Origin of the sequence: Sphingomonas faeni (genome assembly GCF_030817315.1) — a bacterium.
Taxonomy (GTDB): domain Bacteria; phylum Pseudomonadota; class Alphaproteobacteria; order Sphingomonadales; family Sphingomonadaceae; genus Sphingomonas; species Sphingomonas faeni_C.
In genome coordinates this window covers 244831-262481 of record NZ_JAUSZF010000004.1, presented here as the reverse complement: position 1 = coordinate 262481, position 17651 = coordinate 244831, and the positions used below count along the sequence as shown (strand labels likewise).

The 17651-nt window shown below is 61.6% G+C and carries 18 protein-coding genes; 13 read left to right on the top strand and 5 right to left on the bottom strand.

All coding sequences use genetic code 11. The annotated features are described in order from the left end of the window. The 12 genes from QFZ54_RS19285 to QFZ54_RS19230 all read left to right on the top strand — a co-directional run bounded on the left by QFZ54_RS19285 (position 1) and on the right by QFZ54_RS19230 (position 11542). A complete protein-coding gene (locus QFZ54_RS19285; protein WP_307090197.1) occupies positions 1-342 on the top strand; it encodes a hypothetical protein in 342 nt (113 codons plus the stop codon). After that, positions 339-995 carry a TrbI F-type domain-containing protein gene (locus QFZ54_RS19280; protein WP_307090195.1) on the top strand — a complete coding sequence of 219 codons (657 nt, stop codon included), beginning with the start codon at positions 339-341 and terminating at the stop codon, positions 993-995. The genes QFZ54_RS19285 and QFZ54_RS19280 overlap by 4 nt, the downstream gene beginning before the upstream one ends. Then, positions 976-1527, top strand: coding sequence for a S26 family signal peptidase (locus tag QFZ54_RS19275; RefSeq protein WP_307090192.1), 552 nt, complete (start codon positions 976-978; stop codon positions 1525-1527). The genes QFZ54_RS19280 and QFZ54_RS19275 overlap by 20 nt, the downstream gene beginning before the upstream one ends. 8 nt (positions 1528-1535) lie before the next feature. Continuing rightward, positions 1536-2162: a type-F conjugative transfer system protein TraW gene (gene traW, locus QFZ54_RS19270; protein WP_373458655.1), complete on the top strand. Its 627-nt coding sequence runs from the start codon at positions 1536-1538 to the stop codon at positions 2160-2162. Next, positions 2162-2440 carry a hypothetical protein gene (locus tag QFZ54_RS19265; protein WP_307090187.1) on the top strand — a complete coding sequence of 93 codons (279 nt, stop codon included), beginning with the start codon at positions 2162-2164 and terminating at the stop codon, positions 2438-2440. The genes traW and QFZ54_RS19265 overlap by 1 nt, the downstream gene beginning before the upstream one ends. Before the next feature lie 23 nt (positions 2441-2463). Then, entirely contained in the window at positions 2464-3453 is a 990-nt protein-coding gene (gene traU, locus QFZ54_RS19260; protein WP_307090516.1) for a conjugal transfer pilus assembly protein TraU, read from the top strand. A 12-nt stretch (positions 3454-3465) separates the two neighbouring features. Further along, positions 3466-4206, top strand: coding sequence for a type-F conjugative transfer system pilin assembly protein TrbC (trbC, locus tag QFZ54_RS19255; protein WP_307090185.1), 741 nt, complete (start codon positions 3466-3468; stop codon positions 4204-4206). Then, on the top strand, positions 4207-6000 hold the full coding sequence (locus QFZ54_RS19250; protein ID WP_307090184.1) for a conjugal transfer protein TraN: 1794 nt from the start codon (positions 4207-4209) through the stop codon (positions 5998-6000). A gap of 34 nt (positions 6001-6034) precedes the next feature. Next, positions 6035-6385, top strand: a complete 351-nt coding sequence (locus tag QFZ54_RS19245) for a hypothetical protein (RefSeq protein WP_307090182.1) — start codon at positions 6035-6037, stop codon at positions 6383-6385. Next, the gene (locus tag QFZ54_RS19240) at positions 6366-7292 is read left to right on the top strand and encodes a conjugal transfer protein TraF (RefSeq protein WP_307090180.1); all 927 of its coding nucleotides are present in this window, start codon (positions 6366-6368) and stop codon (positions 7290-7292) included. The genes QFZ54_RS19245 and QFZ54_RS19240 overlap by 20 nt, the downstream gene beginning before the upstream one ends. A gap of 89 nt (positions 7293-7381) precedes the next feature. Then, positions 7382-8755: a conjugal transfer protein TraH gene (locus tag QFZ54_RS19235; RefSeq protein WP_307090178.1), complete on the top strand. Its 1374-nt coding sequence runs from the start codon at positions 7382-7384 to the stop codon at positions 8753-8755. A gap of 15 nt (positions 8756-8770) precedes the next feature. Then, positions 8771-11542, top strand: a complete 2772-nt coding sequence (locus QFZ54_RS19230) for a conjugal transfer protein TraG N-terminal domain-containing protein (protein ID WP_307090176.1) — start codon at positions 8771-8773, stop codon at positions 11540-11542. 470 nt (positions 11543-12012) lie between these two features. On the opposite strand, the gene QFZ54_RS19225 is transcribed toward QFZ54_RS19230, so the two are convergent. Next, positions 12013-12177: a hypothetical protein gene (locus QFZ54_RS19225; protein ID WP_307090174.1), complete on the bottom strand. Its 165-nt coding sequence runs from the start codon at positions 12175-12177 to the stop codon at positions 12013-12015. A gap of 185 nt (positions 12178-12362) precedes the next feature. Here QFZ54_RS19225 and QFZ54_RS19220 point away from each other — a divergent pair, with 185 nt between their 5' ends. Continuing rightward, positions 12363-12563 (top strand): DUF3606 domain-containing protein, encoded by a 201-nt coding sequence (locus QFZ54_RS19220; RefSeq protein ID WP_307090172.1) that lies wholly within the window; start codon positions 12363-12365, stop codon positions 12561-12563. A 167-nt stretch (positions 12564-12730) separates the two neighbouring features. On the opposite strand, the gene xth is transcribed toward QFZ54_RS19220, so the two are convergent. From xth to QFZ54_RS19200, 4 genes are all read right to left on the bottom strand, one after another. Next, positions 12731-13528 carry an exodeoxyribonuclease III gene (gene xth / locus QFZ54_RS19215; RefSeq protein ID WP_307090169.1) on the bottom strand — a complete coding sequence of 266 codons (798 nt, stop codon included), beginning with the start codon at positions 13526-13528 and terminating at the stop codon, positions 12731-12733. Positions 13529-13553: 25 nt separating this feature from the next. After that, on the bottom strand, positions 13554-16046 hold the full coding sequence (gene ligD, locus QFZ54_RS19210; RefSeq protein ID WP_307090167.1) for a DNA ligase D: 2493 nt from the start codon (positions 16044-16046) through the stop codon (positions 13554-13556). Beyond that, positions 16043-17032 (bottom strand): ATP-dependent DNA ligase, encoded by a 990-nt coding sequence (locus tag QFZ54_RS19205; RefSeq protein ID WP_307090166.1) that lies wholly within the window; start codon positions 17030-17032, stop codon positions 16043-16045. Before QFZ54_RS19205 ends, ligD begins: the two co-directional genes overlap by 4 nt. A gap of 319 nt (positions 17033-17351) precedes the next feature. Next, positions 17352-17621, bottom strand: coding sequence for a hypothetical protein (locus QFZ54_RS19200; RefSeq protein WP_307090164.1), 270 nt, complete (start codon positions 17619-17621; stop codon positions 17352-17354). Between the last annotated feature and the right edge of the window lie 30 nt (positions 17622-17651).

Genomic DNA, 17651 nt, shown 5'->3' with positions numbered 1-17651 from the left:
ATGGCAACCGTTCTTCAGCCCCTCCATACGACACGCAAGGTCGACTACGGCTATTTCCTCTATTTCGGACTGCACTTCGCGGGCTTTATGGCCACGACGCTGCTGATGACGTGGGGCGTGTTCGTCCTCTTCTTCCTGCTCATTGGCAGCTTCTCGCTTGATGGCATGATGAATCATCTGCAGAACCTGACCAGCCGCTACCTCGCAGCGGACGCTGCCCGGCTCGACCAGTTCAAGATGATCGTCGGGATCGTTCATATGGTCATCTCCGGCACGATCATGTTCTTCCGCCGTCACGCCATTTTGCCGCGTGACGCCGCTCGCCGGGAGCATCGCGCATGACCGAGGCCGTCGACACCCCCACGGCCGAGCCTGCTGTGACCGCTCCTGCCGCTATCACTGTCCGGCGCAAGACGGTGTTCGCAGGCTACACCGCCGCGCAGCTGCTGATCGGTGCGGCGCTCGTCCTCGCGCTCGTCTGGGCCATGTGGGTCACGAAGGTCGTGACCGCTGAAAAGCCGCAGCATATCGTCAAGGCAGACCTGTCCCGCATTGTTGGCGAGTACGTGCAGGCGCAAGCCCGCAGCGCGACCCCGCCCGATCAGGTCCAGGCGCAGATGCGCGCCTTCATGGCGTCGCTCGACACCGAGCTGCAGCGTCGCGGTGCTGCTGGCCAGGTCGTTCTCGTCGGCGAGGCTGTCCTGTCCAAGAGCGTTCCGGACATCACCGCCGACGTCGCCAGGGCGATCTATGCCTCTGGCGTAAGGGCGCCGATGCCGGCGACGCCCGCGCAGATGGGCTCGATGATGCAGGGCCAGGTGCCCGTCGCTCCGGCGATCGCACCTGTGGAAACCGCGCAGGTTGCCCCCGTTCCCGCCGCGCCGAACCCCTTCGCCACAGTGCCTGCCCCCGCGACAGCGCAAGACGTCGCACCGGTGAATCCGGCGGTTGCCGGCGCGATGGTCTCGAGCTTTGGTGGCCCCGGTGGCCAGTAAGGCAATCTCGGCGCCAGCAGCGGCCGAGGGCTTCCGCCCCCGCAAGCGTCTCTGGGCAGCGCTTGGCCTTTTCGTCGCCGGCGGGATCTCGCTGAACGCGATCGCGGAGTGGCGGGACACGCACGGGCTGCTCATAAACGCATCGGAATCTTTGCCGAACTGGGCGTTCGTCATTCATAAGACAGCGGTTCCGAAGCGCGGTGAGTACGTCTTTTTCGTGCCGCCAGCCGTCCCGCTCGTCATCAAGCATTTCGGTGCGAAAAAGCAGATGTTCGGCAAGATCGTCTACGGCATGCCCGGTGACACCGTCGTCCACCGGGGTGCCGACGTGTTCGTTGCCGGCAAGCTCGTCAGCTACATGAAGCCCGTCACCAAATTAGGCGAGCCATTGGTGGCTGGCCCTACGGGCGTCATTCCGCCCGGCTGCTACTATGTCGGCAGCCCGCACAAGGACGGCTTCGACAGCCGCTATGCCGCGATCGGCTACGCCTGCTCGAACAGACTTGTCGGCGTTGGGCAGCCAATCCTGTGAAGCGAGCGATCGAGTCCTTTGCGATCGTCGCCCTGCTCTCCGTGTCGCTAACGTCTGCGACGCGCGCGAGCGATCAAGGTGTCGTCGGCCAGGCCTTTCCAATCATCGAGCCGGATCTGCTTGCGACGATCGAGGCCCGCCTGCAGCGGCTGCAAGCCAGCGGCGGCATCGACCGCATGAACGCCGAGTTTGCCAAGCGGTCTGAGGCGCGCGTGCGTCGGCCGAAGCCGGTCGCCGGCATCACCGCGACGACGGAACCACGCAGCTGGGCGTATGATCCGACGATCGTCATCGAGCGCGATGTCCAGGACCAGAAGGGCAACTACATCGCCCGCGCCGGGCAGACCGTGAACCCGCTCGATTTCGTCGCGGTTAACCAGGCACTGGTGTTCGTCGACGGCGATGACGCCGCGCAGATGGCATGGGCGACGTCGCAGTACAGCGATTTGAAGGCCAAGATCATCCTCGTGAACGGCTCGCCGATCGAAGAGATGACCAACCGCAAGCGCCGCTTCTACTTCGATCAGGAAGGTCGCCTCACCGGCAAACTCGGCATTCGGCACACGCCGGCCGTCGCCGTCCAGAATGGTCGGGTCCTGAAGCTCTCCGAAATCAAGCTGAAGGGAATAAGCTGATGCCGCTTTGGCTCGACCTCCTGCGCACGCCTATGGCAGCGCCTGAAACCGACGATCTTTGCGCCATGCGGCGCACCTTCCAGGTGCTTTGCGTTCTGTCCGGGATCGGTGTGATTGCGATCTCGCCGCTCGTTGCCCTTTTCGGGCGTCCCGCTTCGCTTATTGTGGCCGCCATCCTTGCCATGACGGCGCTGCATACAGCGCTGTACGTCTTCCGTAAGAACCGGGCCGACAACGCCTTCCTCGACGCCGCACAGGCGTCGGAGGAGCACGCGTGAAGCTTCTGCGCCTCCTTACGCTTATGCTCGGTGCGCTCGTGCTATCGATGACGCTGAGCCCGCGCGCGGAGGCGCAATCGAAGTGCTCGGGCAAGTTCGTGAACCCGATCACCGACGTCTGCTGGTCCTGCCTCTTCCCGCTTTCGGTGGGTGGCCTCAAGATCTGGCCGAGCAATCGTGCCGACACCGAAAACCCGTCCCTTCCCGTCTGCGCGTGCGGCAGTCCGGTGCCGCGCATCGGTATCTCGGCCGGGTTCTGGGAGCCCGTGCGGCTTGCTGACGTCACCACCAAGCCTTGGTGCTTCGTTAATCTGGGTGGCACGAAGATCGCGCCCGGGTTCGACATTGGCCAGGGTCAGCTTTCGGGACCGTCGCAGACCGGAGGCAACGGGCAGAACACGTCCAAGTGGCACGTCCACTGGTACGTCTATCCGCTGCTCTACTGGATGGAGATCCTGACCGATTTCCTGTGCTTTGAGCAGGCGTCGTTCGACATCGCCTACATGACCGAGGTCGATCCGCTCTGGCAGGATGACTCGCTCACCGCCCTCATCAATCCGGAAGCCGTGCTGTTCTCGTCGCCGATTGCGCAAGCCGCGTGTGCCGGCGACTGCATCGCTGCAACCGCCAAGCTGCCGCTCGATGCGACTTTCTGGTGCGCTGGCTGTCAAGGTCCGATGTATCCGGTCAACGGCAACATCGCCGCCTCGATCGGCCATGTGCAGGCGTCGCGTCTCGCGCTTGCCCGCTTCGCCTTCAAGATCCACCGCGAAGGCCTCGCCTGGGGCACGATGGGATCCAAGGGGCTGTGCAACAAGTACCCCATGCCGGTGCTGCGCAAGCAGCAATACCGCGTCCAGATGGTCAACCCGATCCCGATGGTCAGCGGCAAGATGGCCTGCTCACCTCTCGGGGCCTCGACCATGCCACCGCAGGCAGGCCGCTCCTTCCCCGTGAAGGGCGAGGACATGGGCTACCTCGTCTGGCGCAAGCGCAACTGCTGCGTGCTCTGAGGAGAGACTGATATGCGCCGCATCACCATCGTCATCGCCGCACTTGCCGGTCTCGCCGGCATTCAGGCGATCGCGCAGACCGTCGATGGTCTCGACCTCGAGGCCATCAAGCGCCGCTCGGCCGCCATGCAGGGTGACGCCGACATCTTTGCCGAACACGTCCGCAACCGCGGCGACGCGTTCCGTGAGGAAGCGGTCGCTATCCAGGCCAAGAGCACCGACAATCTGGCGAACCTTGCCAAGGCCGATCTGCCGATGAACGGTGACGGTGCGTTCGATTTCGACGAGATCATCAAGGGCGCGAGCCAGAACGTCGCCGGCACCAAGGGCGATGCCCCGCAGTTCATCGCCTTTGCGAGCCTGTCGATGCCGCCCGCGGCGCTCCGTCAGCTCATCGCCGACACAGCCAAGGCAGGCGGTGTAGTCGTCTTCCGGGGCTTCCCGAACAACTCGATGAAGGCCTTCAGCGCCATGTTGGGCAAGGTCGTCACCGACAAGGATCAGCTGTCCAATGTCGGAATCGATCCCCGACTCTTTCGTGCGTTCAACGTCGAAGCTGTGCCGACCTATGTCGCCGTCTCGACCGACTTCGATCTCTGCTCGGGCCTGAACTGCACCACCTCGGTGCCAACGCACGACAAGATCACCGGCAACGTCTCGGTTCGCTATGTACTCGACACCTTCGTCGCGGCGCACGGTCCCGGTGCTGGCGTCGCATCCGTCGCATTGCGCAATCTCAGCAAGGGCGTCTGAGTGAAGCGCGTCGCTTTCTCTCTGCTACTGAGCGTCCTCGCAGGCGCCACCAGCGGCGTCGTCGCGCAGACGACGATCGAGGAAGCACGCAAGCAGGGCGCCGACCTCGGCAAAACGATGCGCGCTGATGAGAGTCTGGGTCCGAACGACGCCAAGCTCGCACAACTGCCGGGCTTTGGCGGCACCGATCTGGCTGAGAAGGTCTACTTCGACGATCCCGGCCGCCTGGTGGTTGATGGTGGCTCGAAAGCCGGCACCGACGATGCGTTCGGCACGGTGACCGATCGCGGCCGCACGCGGGCGACCTTCAGCAATGCCGAGATCCTCGCGGCCACCTCGCGCGGCACCGCGATCGAGAAGGATCCTGACACCTATCTGGGTGGCGAGAACATTGGCGGTGCCGAAGGCACATGCACGGCGCTCCCGCCATCGGTCGGCTCGAAGGGCTATTATGAGGCGACCTGCAACAAGGGTTCGAAGGTCACCGATACGGTTGAGGCCTGCCGCGGAAACCTTGTGCCGACCGTCATCAACACCGCGCGCTGGTTCTACTACGGCGTTCTCGACAAAAACGAAGGCTACGGGTTCGCCAAAAACAGCGTCATGCAGGCGAAGGTCGGCGCTGGCGTTTGCCGCGCGGAGCCTGTCTCGAAGCACATCTGCGACGCGCAGATCGAGCTTGGTGCCGGCGGGAACGACGTCGAAGGCTACCGGAAATACTGCAAGAAGAATGTGAGTGGCACTGCCCAGCTATATTCCTGCAACCCCGAATTGTCGGCTGCCGAGATCGCCAGCCATTACAATAACGCGACCGGCACGGCCTATCTGAAGAAGGAAGGGACGCTTAGCGTCACCGTTGCCCGCAACGAGGGCACCTGCCCCGCGCTTGCCGGCGACACGACGTGCGTACCCCAAGCGACCGAAGTCTGCACTGAAGGCCCTGAGACCCGGATCATCGAGAGCGTTTCCGTCACGCAAGCGTGCTGGGCGTGGTCGCGGTCCTTCACCTGTCAGCGTCTCACGCCGGCAAGCGATTGCACCGATCTCGATGCCAACAAGCAATGCAAGTTCCTGCGCGACGAGTGCCTCGACGATCCGCAAAGCGGCGCCTGCAAGGTGTCGCAGCGGGTTTATAGTTGCCCGCTTTCTGATGATAAGGCGCCAGCCGATAAGCAGTATGTCTGCGGCGGGGATGTGTATTGCCTCAACGGTAGCTGCGAGACGATCGAACGCGAAGCGTCGACCGAGTTCAAGGACGCGCTGGTTGCGCTCCATTCGATCGGCGACGCCGGCAAGCAGTTTGATCCGGACAACCTCACCGTCTTTTCCGGTGAGCGCGGCACCTGCAACAAGAAGATCTTCGGCGCCTCGAATTGCTGCTCCGGCAGCGGCGTTCCGCTGCTCACGCCCTGGCTGTGCAGTTCGGCCGAAAAGCAGCTCGACGAGAAGGACGATAAGGGCCTGTGTCACAAGGTCGGATCCTACTGCTCCGAAAAGGTTCTAGGCGTCTGTGTCACGTCGAAGGACGCCTATTGCTGCTTTGGCAGCAAGCTCTCTCGCATCCTTCAGGAGCAGGGCCGGCAGCAAATCGGCAAGCCGTGGGCCAAGCCCAAGGACGAGACCTGCAAGGGTTTTTCGATCGAGGAGTTCCAGCGCCTCGACCTGTCACAGATGGATTTTTCCGAAGTCTATGCAGAGTTCATGGACGCAGCAAAGCTGCCCGATGAGGTCTCCGTAATGGCCGACATTCAAACTAAAATTCAGGGGTATTATGACCTTCACGGGGGCAAATGATGTTGGCGGTCCGGGGGGGCCATGTTCGATCGACATGTCGGTGCTCGATCTTGCCATTTTCCTTCGCATCCATCGCTCCGCCCGGGGCACATCGGCTGGCGAAGTCGCGCAGACCATCTCGCACTGGTTTCAGTGCGATGTCGATCCGCACGAGGTCGAGCAGGCCTTTCCGCGCATGGCGGACAAGGGCTGGCTGGTTCGCCGGGAAACCGGAATGCGTGCGACCATTAAGGGCCGAAAGCACGGCCGCAGCCACCTTCGCGGCATCGTCCGGATGCTCGATCAGGGCACCAGGATGCTCGACGTCGCCGCGATGATGTCAGTTCTCAAACTCGCAATGATTGAGCTCGACGGGGAGCATGATGATGACGACGATCAAGACTAAACGTGCCGGGCGGTTGACCGCCGCCATCCTGATGCTGCTTGCAGCGATGGCGTCTGTTGCCACGCCCGCGTTCGCGCAGGCCGTAGATCTGCAGAGCGCGTCGATGGCTGAGGCGATCGATGATGACGATGCGCAGGCCACTAATGCCGTGGTCCAGCCCGAATTTGATCGGACGTCTGACGCCCCGGAGCAGCAGCAGAGCGGCGACTTCTATTGTGGCGAGCGGAAACTCGGCCAGTGGTTCTACTGCGAGCGGCCCAAGGCCAAACCGACCGCCCCGCAGGCGTCCACGCAGCCGCAGCAGTCGTCGACGGCGCAGCTGAAGGCAATCACCAAGCAACTGGACGAACTGAAGGCGCGGGCGATCCTCGAGCCGACCGAGGCGAATGTTATCGCCTATGTCCGCTACCAGCGCGAGCAGCTCGATCGCGCGTCGACGTTCTCCGATACCTGGCAGCGAGCGCTCTGGCAGAACCCGGATATCGACTACACGCTGCAGCGGCCGGTCTCGACGATCGGCAAGCGAGCATGGACGGACAACCGTGCCGCCACCCGCGACCAGGTGCTTTCGCGCCTCGGCCAGCGCTACGGCATGTTCTACTTCTTCGCGCAGTCCTGTGCTGCCTGTGAGGTCTTCTCGCCAATCCTGCGCTCGGTTGCCGACAGCCACCGCATCACCGTCATGGCCGTGTCGACGGATGGCGGTCCGAGCCGCCAGTTCCCCAACTATGTCGTCGACAGCGGCCAGCGTCAGCGCATGGGCGTGCCGCTCGCAACGCCGGCGCTGGTGCTGTTCGATACCGTCACGCGCAAAACCGTGCCGATCGGCTTTGGCGTGATGTCGGCTGACGAAGTCATGGAACGCATTTTCATGCTCACCAATGCCAAGGTCGGGAGTGACTTCTGATGGCGCACGCCCCTTCTCCTCGTCCCTCCCCCTTCCGCGCCCTCCTTCGCCGGACGGCTGCAGTCGCTATGAGCCTTGGTGCCGCGAGCATGATTCCCGTTGGCATGGCCCGCGCCGACGTCGCGGGGCAGATGAACAGCTTCTTCCAGGACGCGGGCGGTGCCGCGAACGTGACCGGGCCGAGCGCCTATCAGGGGCAGACCGCTGGCTATTATTCGATGGGCAACGTCTGGACGCGTTTCCCGCAAAAGAGCGTTCAGCCGTTCAACTTGCAGATGCCCAAGGTCTCGGCCGGCTGCGGTGGGATCGACCTGTTCACCGGCTCCTTCAGCTTCATCAACGGCGCTGAGATGGTCGCCATGCTGAAGGCGACTGCCAACAACGCGTTGGGTTTTGCTTTCCAGCTGGCGATCGACAGCGTCTCGCCTGAGATCGGCAAGGTCATGGATAGCATGGCCAACAAGGCGCAGCAGACGAACCAAATGAACATATCGTCCTGCGAAGCGGCGCAAGGGTTGGTCGGATCGGTCTGGCCGAAGATGGCCGGCGCACGCTCGACGGTCTGCGCAGCCGTCGGCAATTCACAGGGCAAGTTTTCCGACTGGGCGCGGTCACGGCAGGGCTGCGGCGCGGGCGGTGAACAGGACGCCACTCTCGACGGTAACACCGATCCGACGTTGGCCGACAAGATCCCCGGTAACCCACGGAATTACACCTGGGATGCTATCAAAAAGTCGAACAAGTTCGGGAGCACCGATCAGCAATTCTCGGAATATCTCATGACGCTCGTCGGTACGATCGTCATCAATCCGAAGGCCCCGGCCGGAGCGATCGTCGGCTTCGTGGGTCCGGCCGAGGATGCGGTCGTAACCGCTCTTCTCGACGGCACCGCGTCAGGCACGCCGGTGAAGATCCTGCACTGCGACGAGGCACAAGCATGCCTCAACATGACCGAGCAGACGCTGCAGGCGGGGCCGGGCCTGCGCTCGAAGATCAAGGGAATGATCGACTCTATCAATTCCAAGATCCGCACCGATGCGGCGCTCGATGCGCCCGAACAGCAGCTCCTCAATATGACGACATTGCCGCTGTATAAGATGCTCGCGGTACAGGCGATGGCGCACCAGAACTTCGCCGATGGCGAAACCAGCGCGCTGGCTGAAATCGTCGCTGTGAACCTCCTCTCGTCGATGATCGAGAACATGCTCGACCGGATCAGCCAGTCTACCGTTCAGGTCCAGCCGGCCGATGCCGAAATGGGCAAAATGTGGCGCGATCAACTGGCGGAGGCGCGCACGCGCTACGCTCAGCGTGACGTCAAGCTGAAGGACACGCTGAACCAGACTATCGCGCTCATCAATAAGTCGGTGATGCTCGAATCTACCCTTCAGAACAGCATGTCGCCGGCGATGTCGGCATCGCTGAATTTCTCGCGGGGCCTGAGTGCCCAAGGCCTCAACTAGGGCGGGTGACGGAGCATGGTTGAGGTCTTCACGATTGGCGGTGGCGAATACATCGTCAACACGTTCAACGCGGTAGCGGCTTGGACGGGCGGGGGCGGCTACCGCTCCCTCCTCCAGGTGGTGATGGTCCTTGGCCTGATCTACTCGCTCGTTGCAGTCGCTTTCACCATGAACGTGCGCGTCTGGCTCAACTGGTTCCTCGGCTCGTCGCTCATCTACATGTGCCTCATGGTCCCGACCGTCACGGTTAAGGTGACTGACCGGATCAATCCATCACTGGCTCCCGCCGTTGTCGACAACGTACCCCTCGGTTTGGGGGTAATCGCCAGCTTCACCAGTCAGGTCGGTGACTGGCTGACCCGGACGGCCGAAACGGTTTTCACGATGCCGAGCCAGCTTAGCTATTCATCCAACGGCATGGTCTATGGTGCGCGTCTGCTCGATGCGACGCGCAATTTCCAAATCCGCGACGCCGAGTTCGCGACCAACCTGTCTTCGCATTTCAAAAACTGCGTATTCGGCGACGTCATGCTCGGCCAGAAGTCGATGACCGACCTTGCCTCCGCGAAAGACCTTTGGGCAACGATGGGACCCGGCTCTGCTGCGCGGTCTCAACCTTGGGTGGAACGCTCCGGCGCGACAACGTCCAGCAGCATCGTCAGCTGCCCGCAGGCCTATGGTATGCTCGATGGCCTTTGGCACAGCATGATCGACGCCCAGACCTCGCTCTGGGCTAAGGAAACCTATCCAAAGCTCTCGACCGCCGTGGCCTCCGCGAAGCTCCGGGCCGATGTTCCGATCGTCAATCAGGCTTTTACCGCATCCAGCGCCGGCTACGAGAACATCGTTCGACAACACACCGCCATCAATGCCTTCATGCAGGCCCGTGACGGCATGGCGGGTGGTCCTGGCGCGGCGTCGATCGACACGTTCGCGACGACGCGGGCCGATATTCAGGCGCGCAACACGTACAACTCGATCGCGCAGCAGGCGATGAGCTGGGTGCCTATCCTGAACATCGTGCTGACCGTCGTCTTCTATGCGATGTTTCCGGTAATCTTCCCGCTATTCCTGATGCCTCAGACCGGGGTCGGTGCGCTCAAGGGCTACCTGACCGGGTTCTTCTATCTTGCCGCCTGGGGGCCGCTTTATGTCATCCTCCACATGATCTGTATGACGCGTGCGACTGCCGCGGCTCAGGGCGTAGCGGATGGCGGCATGTCGTTGGGAACCTATGCCGGTATTGGTGCGGTTAACGCTGAAACTGCGACGATCGCGGGCTTCATGTTGATGTCAGTGCCGTTCCTTGCAGCTGGCTTAGCCAAGGGTGCTATGAGCATCTCGGGCCAGGCGACATCGGTTCTATCGCCGGCGCAGAACGCTGCGGAGGCTGCAGCCGCTGAGCAGACCACAGGCAATTACTCCTATGGCAATGCCAGCTTCTCGAACTCGACGTCCAACATGCGTCAGAGCAACCAGTGGTCGGACGCGCCTGCATTCTCGACCGGTGCATTTGCATCCAGCTTCCGGCACGACAACGGCGCGACGACGAACGGTTTTGGCGACGGCCAGAACGTCTACGACACGTCGAAGGCAATCTCGAATATTCCGTTCTCTGCTTCGATGACGCAGGGGTCAGTCGCTACGGAAAGCCGTCAGGCGACGATGGCCGCTCGTGTTGCGGACGGGTTCGAGCAGGCTAGTCGTCGCGAGGTCTCGCACCTAAATGCCCTTCGGAACGGCCATTCCTGGTCGAGCGATAATTCCTCGGGCTTCGACTCCAGTTCCGGTGTTCGTAGCGGCAGCAACACCGAGCTTAGTGATCGCAACACGATCACTGGCACCGACGGCGTGCAAAATAGCCAGAGCGTTGGCAATGGCACTCGCCACCAATCCGAAGCCGGCAAGAGCACCAATTGGTCGGATCAGGCCATCGGAGGTGTTCGCGGTAGCATTGGCGCGGGTGAGGGTGGAAAGGGTGGAGGCATCATTGGCGCTGCCGCTGGTATGCTAGGGCTTAAAGGTGAGGCCTACGCTGGGTACAATCAAACTTATACGCGCGCTAACACGACAGGCGATACGGACACCGCCTCTGCTAATCGTGACAAGTCACTCTCCGTTACTGACGGTATCAATCGTGACCATGCCACTGGCGCGACCGTGAGCACCAATGATGGGACCTTCAGTCAGTCCGGTCAGTTCTCCCGTTCACAGCAGAGTGAGTCGCGAACGAAAGCCATCGAGGAGTCCCTTAGCCGCATCGAGTCTTACAACGAGCAAGCCCGTCACTATCGCGAACTGTCCCAGTCCTTGGAGCAGCATGCGAGCTTCGCCGAAAGTCACGGTTTCAACCTTTCGGAAGATCTTCGCCAGGACCTCGCTCGCTATTACGACAAAGAAGTCGCCAACAGTCCCAACGGCGTCCTACCCGGCCTTTGGGAGACGAACCTCAGCTCGACGCAAGAGGGCATGCGGAACGCCGCGATCGGCAAGTGGTCCAACCAACGCTCGGAAGGGATCGAGCGTGACATCCAGAGCGCGCTACGCAACCCTGCTCTCGAAGGCATGGAGTTGCCAGGTGTGGCCTCCGAGGCGAGCATCGTGGGGCGTTATTCGGGTGGCAGCGGCCTTAGCTCTCCCCATCCGGTCGCAAGCGGCAAACCATCGATAGATCGGGAGGACGGAATTGTTACAACCGGCGCTGTAGAGCTACTTGGCGAAAAGCACCGTCGGGACAACGATGGTCGTCTTGCGCTCAGTCAAGGCCCAGCTGGTCCTGATCGTTGAAGTTAACGGAGCAGCATGTCGGCGAAACCAAGCCCCATGCCACCGAAAACGAGGACGAATATGAAGAACCTAGCTACCTTCGACGTCGCCCCGCCGTTCGACGACAGGCTATCATCTGAACGGCCAGGATCCATCTGCCAGAATCCGGCGCCTCGCCCGGGGGGCAAGTCACTGTCGAACATTATCGGCTGTCCTGGATCAATCATGGCTCACCTCGCCATTCATGATACGGTGAGATGAACATCATGGCAACGCGCGAACATAAGGCTTTTCAGTCTGTTCAGCACCGTCCGCCGGCGCTGGGTAATATGTCTTGGCACCCTCATATTTGGGTTTTCTTGGCTGCTCGTTATGGCGATTGGTTTGGCACCGCTTGCGGAAGCCTCCCTCTCCCGCTCTCCGTCGCTCACCATGCCTACGACGATCGCGTTCTTTGTCGCCGTCGGGAGCGTAGTCCTCCTTCGTTGACGCTACTCCTGGATGGGCTTGGTGCTGCACATCTTTGGCCAGATCGCAATTTGGCTCTCAATCTTCGTGATTTCGTTGGCGATCGTGCTCGTCGCGATCCCGCGCGGATGATCCCGAACCGTCGCATCATCGTCGATCGCGCCGCCTTGATAACGAGAGCGCATCATCTGACTAAGCTATCTGCTGCACCGTACATTTCGGTATCGGCGCTTCGATAGCTGTCACTCAGCAGCACTGATGAGCGACCCAGCCTGAATGCCGAAGCCGACTCAGGCGGTGAAATTATGCGTCGTCCGCAGGAAACGCTCGGCGGGCCAAGCGTTTTCAGATCAGAACATATTGGAGACACGCAGTGGCAGACGACAAGAGCAAGACCGACGGCCGTGATCGCAGCCGTGTTTCCGGTAGCGAACCTTACGAGGTCGAGTACTTCGCCCAGAAGCACGGATTGAGTGCGCAGCAGGCGCGTGACCTGATTGCCGAGGTCGGGAACGACCGCGAGAAGCTCGACGCTGCTGCAGGCAAGGTAAACGGCGAACGCGGCAAGGCCTGAACACAGGCAAGGTGCGGTCGCGTCAGCGTCTGAATGAGCAGACGTTCCGGCACCCACGACAGTCTGGGCGCGACGCTTGAGATCACGCGGGAGGAGGACCTGCGCGTGCCGGTTTCGGCATCGCTGGATGCCCTACCAAGTGTTGGCATATCACGTCGGTATGACGATCAGGTCGTGGAACGCTTCCGTCGGGCGGCCTTCAGTTTGATCCAGACAGGGGCATGATCGCTGGTCTTCTCCCATCCCCCGACGTGATGATCGACTTGAGCATTCGCCAACCGAGCAGCCGCAGGAGCGTTCAGGAGAAGATGATCGAGCCTTAGCCCGGCGTTACGGCCATACGCGTTCCGAAAGTAATCCCAGAACGTGTAGATCGTTTCGTTCGGGTGCTTTGCCCGTAGCGCATCCAGCCAACCTTGATCGATCAAACGAAAGAACGCGGCTCGGACTTCTGGTGCAAACAGCGCGTCTTTGATCCACCGCTCCGGCTTGTAGACGTCCATCTCGGTCGGCATCACGTTGTAGTCGCCGGCCAGCACGACCGGCGCGTCGGTGCAGAACAGCGTGGCCGCATGGGCGATCAAGCGCTCCATCCAAGCCAGCTTGTAATCGAACTTCGGACCCGGCCTTGGATTGCCATTTGGCAGATAGAACCCGGCTATCAGGATGCCGCTTACGGCCGCTTCGAGATAGCGGCTTTGCAAATCGTCCGGGTCACCCGGTAAACCCCGCCGGGTCTCGACGGGCTCTGCACCGCGAGCGAGGATGGCGACGCCGTTCCAGCTCTTCTGGCCCTGCCAGATCGCACCATAACCGGCCGCCTCGATCGCGTTCAAAGGGAACTTCTCGTCCGGTGCTTTCAGTTCCTGTAAGCAGACGACGTCCGGTTGTGCTTCTTCCAGCCAGCGCAGTAGCACCGGCAGGCGACCGTTGATACCATTCACGTTGTAGGTTGCGATCTTCATCGGGGCACCAAGCGAACAGAGGCGATCATAGGTCCGGCAGCGTCTGGTTAGCGCGTCCCCAACCCAGCAGATCCTTGGACGCCGCGCGTTTCAGCAGCACATTGGCATCGCCGATGTGCCAGCCCGACGCGCGGTCGAGTTTCCCCAGCTCCTTCCATGTGATGGGTACGGCAACGGGCGCGCCTTCGCGAGCGCGAGCACTATACGGCATGACAGCCGTCGCGCCGCGCTGATTGCGAAGATAGTCGATGAAGATGCGGCCGGTTCGCTTGGCCTTTGCAAGGGCTGCGGTAAATCGATCGGGTTCGGACTGGGCTAGGACGATTGCCAAACGGTGTGCGAAATCCTTCACGGCCGGCCACTCGGCTTGCGGTGTTAGCGGCGCGATGACGTGAATGCCCTTTCCGCCCGTCATCATCGGAAAGGTCTCAAGACCCATCTGGGCCAGTACGTCGCGGACGTGGAGCGCGGCGGAGATGACGTCTTTGAAATCGAGGCCTTCATCGGGATCGAGATCGAACACCAGCCGGTCGGCCTTTTCGACGTCTTCGATCCGCGCACCCCAGCCGTGAAACTCGATCGTACCCATCTGGACGCAGGTGACGAGACCCTCAGCATCGTCCACGAACAAATAGGGTTCGTCGTGTCCGTCCTTTTCAGCAATACCGACGTGGTGGACGTGATCACCGAAGCTGCCGGCGTCGTGCTTCTGGAAGAAGCACTTCTTCCCCCTGCCCTGCGGACACCGGACCAGGCTTATCGGCCGACTCCCGCACCAGGGCAGCATGATGCCGGACAGAGCCTGGTAATAGTCGGCGAGCTGGCCTTTTGTGATTGCGGACTCCGGAAAGATCACCCGTTCCCGGTTCGTCACTCGGACGACGGAGGGCGCGGGCGCCTCGAGCTTGGCAATGGGTTCGGGCTTCTCGACGACGACCGCCTCGGGTCTCTTGTCCTGGCGCAACCCCAGATAGCTGGAATGGCGCAACACCCCGTCGCTCGTGACCTCCATGAAAGCCACTTCGGCAACCAGCTGCGGCTTGATCCAGCGTGCACCGCGGACGGCTGCGCGAGGTGCGTCGACGCTCGGCTTTGTGACGGCAAGCGGCGTCATCAGGTCCATCAGCTTGTCGATCTCGTCGCCCGTATACCCTGTCCCCACCTTGCCAGCATAGCGGAGATGACCGTCCTCGTTGACGCCCAAGAGGAGCGACTTGAACCCTCGCTGCTTGTCGGACGGCAACCAGCCGACGATGACAAACTCCTGTCTCTGGATGCACTTCGTCTTCAGCCAGCTGCCGGACCGCGAGCCGACATAGCGCGCGTCCGCACGCTTCGAGATGACGCCCTCGAGACCTTCGGCGCAAAACGTGTCGAACAGCTCCTCGCCGCGGCCGACAATGTGGTCCGAGTAGCGGATCCGGTCGGTGCCACCCGCAAGCAGCGATACAAGCTTCGCCTTGCGCTCCGATAGCGGTTGTCCGGTCAGATCCTCACCGTCGAGCGCTAACAGATCAAACGCGTAGTACAGGATCGCGTTCGGGTCTCCTTTGAGCGCAGCTTGCAACGCCTGAAAGTTGGTCTTGCCGTCGGCATCGACGACCACTGCCTCACCATCGATGAGAGCAGACGACGCATTCAAATCCGCGGCGTTAGCGACAATGCCGGCGAACTTGTCCGTCCAGTCCAACCCGGACCGCGTGTAGGCCCTGCCCGTCCCCCCACCGACCGCTACCAGCGTTCGATAGCCGTCATATTTCATCTCGTGCAGCCAGGCATTGCCGGCGGGCACATGATCGACAAGCGTTGCGAGCTGGACAGGTTGGAACGGCGGGGGCGAGCCTGCCTTCTTACGGCTTGTCGCTCGTGATCTCGCAGCTTTCGTCGCAGGCTTTGCGGCGGGCGTTGCTGGCGCTCCCGGCTTGCCCCGCTCGCCGGCGGCGATCTGTTCCATAGTCAGGCCGCTGACGACCCCGGTGAGGTGTGTTCCGACAAGATCCTCCGATCCACCGATCTGGTCGTCGGTGACCTTGCGCAGGATCCAGTTCTCGCCCTTCTCCTTGCCCCGAGGCTTCAGTTTGAAAAGCATCCATTCGCCTTTGAGGCGATGCCCATGCAGGAAGAAGTGGAGATGTCCCTCGGGCAGCGTCTTGCTCGGGTCCTTGCCAGCGAGCGGCGCCCACGTTCCTGTGTCCCACAGCATCATGGTCCCGCCGCCATATTCCGACTTCGGGATCGTGCCCTCGAACGTGGCGTACTCGACGGGGTGGTCTTCGGTGCGAACTGCTAGACGTTTGTCGTCAGGATTGATGCTGGGTCCTCGCGTGACGGCCCAGCTCTTGAGAACGCCGTCGAGCTCGAGCCGTAAGTCATAGTGCAGGCGAGACGCGGCATGCTTCTGCACGACGAAGCGGTTGCCCCCTGCTTTGGCGATCTTACCCTCAGGCTCGGCGGTCTTGGCGAAATCCCGCTTTTCCCGGTATTGCGCGAGGGCATCGCTTGAGGAGGAACCGGTCATGACGCTATGCCCAGTTCAGCAGGATGAAGCTCATGCTCGAGCTGATCCATCGTGCATGCCTCAGGTGCCTTGTCGGGACGCCAGCGCAGGATGCGCGTACCGTGCCGGAACCGATCACCAGTCACCTGATCGTACAGGACTTCGACGACGAGCTCTGGCCGCAAGGGGACCCACTCGCTCTCACGACCGTCGTTCCAGCGACTGGGACCGCCAGGAGCTTTACCGGTGAAGCCCGGCGCTTCAATCAGTGGCTCGAGCTTCGCGGTAAGCGCCGCGCGGTCGGACGCGGCGATACCTGAGGTGGAGCCGACATGGTTGAGCTTTCCACTATTATCGTAAAGGCCAAGCAGGAGCGACGCCACCTCGCTACCCTCCTTCACCCGTCTGAAGCCGCCTACGACGCAATCCGCGCTGCGATGCTGCTTCACTTTCAGCATGGCGCGTTCCCCGCCACGGTACGGCTCGTCCAGTCGTTTCGCCACGACGCCGTCCAGAGCCCCGCCGCTCGTCGCTAACCAAGCTGTAGCATCATTGATATCGTCGCTACAGGGGGACAGCAGAAGACGATCGCGCGCATGTCGCGCATGGAACGTCTCCAACGCTTTTCGACGAGCCGAGAGCGGCGCACTGCTGAAGTCGGTATCGTCGACGCCCAGGCAATCGAACAGCATCAGCTGCGCAGGCGTCTCCTTCGCCAGGCGATCGATTCGGCTTTGCGCCGGGTGCAGCCGTGCCTGAAGCGCATCGAACGAGAGGATGTCCGCAATCGGCAGAATGATCTCGCCGTCGAGCACGAAACGCTCCTGCGGGACCGATGCGACAAGTGCGACGATCTCAGGAAAGTAGCGACCGAGCGGCTTTCCCGATTTTGAAAGGATTTCGACCACCTCGCCATCACGGAAGACCAGGGCCCTGAAACCGTCCCATTTGGGCTCGTACTGCCAGCCCGGCTCGGCCGGTAGTTCGTCTACGAGCTTGGCTTCCATAGGCGAGGGCCGATCTGCGACCATCAGTTAGGGCCCGCAACTCTGACAAAAATCGTCCAGCCACTCGCACCTTGGCGGCCGTTCTGCTCCTCGCACTGGCTTTTACTACGGCAGCTTCCAGTTCGGCTTTGATGACAGGACATTTGCCGCTCCAGTATTCGACCTCGTAACGCTTCCACTTTTGAAAACTCCAATACCGGAGCAACGCACGTTCGTGGAAACTTGTGGAAGTAAAAAGGGCGCCCGAGGTTTGTCGAGCGCCCTTCCAGTCCGAGCCATGCTTGGGAGCAGCTCGGCCTGTCCCGAAAAATCGGTAAAGCTAAATCCCGTTCGAAAGGTTGGTATCAGGATCGTTCGTGCGCATGTCGTCAGCTTGATTCTGACCGGTTGCCCGAACGCCATCTGCCTTGTTCTCAAGGTTGTCCTCGAGCGTGGGAGTGCCTGCATTATCAGCGGCGTCTTCCAGATTATCCGCCACAGCTTCCGCGTTGGCTTCGATATTGTCCGCCGTCTGCTCGCGGGGGGTGGAGTTGCAGGCAGACAAGGCGATCAGCCCCGTCGCGATACCAAGACCGAAAATCTTCTTCATGACACTCTACCCCTGTTCAATGGCTTGAAC

What these genes read in the sequence shown, in the direction of transcription:
- trbC (WP_307090185.1), top strand. Translation starts at nt 3,466, where the DNA reads ATGCGCCGCATCACCATCGTCATCGCCGCACTTGCCGGTCTCGCCGGC.
- QFZ54_RS19225 (WP_307090174.1), bottom strand. Translation starts at nt 12,177, where the DNA reads ATGATGCGCTCTCGTTATCAAGGCGGCGCGATCGACGATGATGCGACG.
- QFZ54_RS19230 (WP_307090176.1), top strand. Translation starts at nt 8,771, where the DNA reads ATGGTTGAGGTCTTCACGATTGGCGGTGGCGAATACATCGTCAACACG.
- QFZ54_RS19240 (WP_307090180.1), top strand. Translation starts at nt 6,366, where the DNA reads ATGACGACGATCAAGACTAAACGTGCCGGGCGGTTGACCGCCGCCATC.
- QFZ54_RS19200 (WP_307090164.1), bottom strand. Translation starts at nt 17,621, where the DNA reads ATGAAGAAGATTTTCGGTCTTGGTATCGCGACGGGGCTGATCGCCTTG.
- QFZ54_RS19235 (WP_307090178.1), top strand. Translation starts at nt 7,382, where the DNA reads ATGATTCCCGTTGGCATGGCCCGCGCCGACGTCGCGGGGCAGATGAAC.
- xth (WP_307090169.1), bottom strand. Translation starts at nt 13,528, where the DNA reads ATGAAGATCGCAACCTACAACGTGAATGGTATCAACGGTCGCCTGCCG.
- QFZ54_RS19280 (WP_307090195.1), top strand. Translation starts at nt 339, where the DNA reads ATGACCGAGGCCGTCGACACCCCCACGGCCGAGCCTGCTGTGACCGCT.
- ligD (WP_307090167.1), bottom strand. Translation starts at nt 16,046, where the DNA reads ATGACCGGTTCCTCCTCAAGCGATGCCCTCGCGCAATACCGGGAAAAG.
- QFZ54_RS19205 (WP_307090166.1), bottom strand. Translation starts at nt 17,032, where the DNA reads ATGGAAGCCAAGCTCGTAGACGAACTACCGGCCGAGCCGGGCTGGCAG.
- traU (WP_307090516.1), top strand. Translation starts at nt 2,464, where the DNA reads ATGCTCGGTGCGCTCGTGCTATCGATGACGCTGAGCCCGCGCGCGGAG.
- QFZ54_RS19245 (WP_307090182.1), top strand. Translation starts at nt 6,035, where the DNA reads ATGTCGGTGCTCGATCTTGCCATTTTCCTTCGCATCCATCGCTCCGCC.
- QFZ54_RS19285 (WP_307090197.1), top strand. Translation starts at nt 1, where the DNA reads ATGGCAACCGTTCTTCAGCCCCTCCATACGACACGCAAGGTCGACTAC.
- QFZ54_RS19265 (WP_307090187.1), top strand. Translation starts at nt 2,162, where the DNA reads ATGCCGCTTTGGCTCGACCTCCTGCGCACGCCTATGGCAGCGCCTGAA.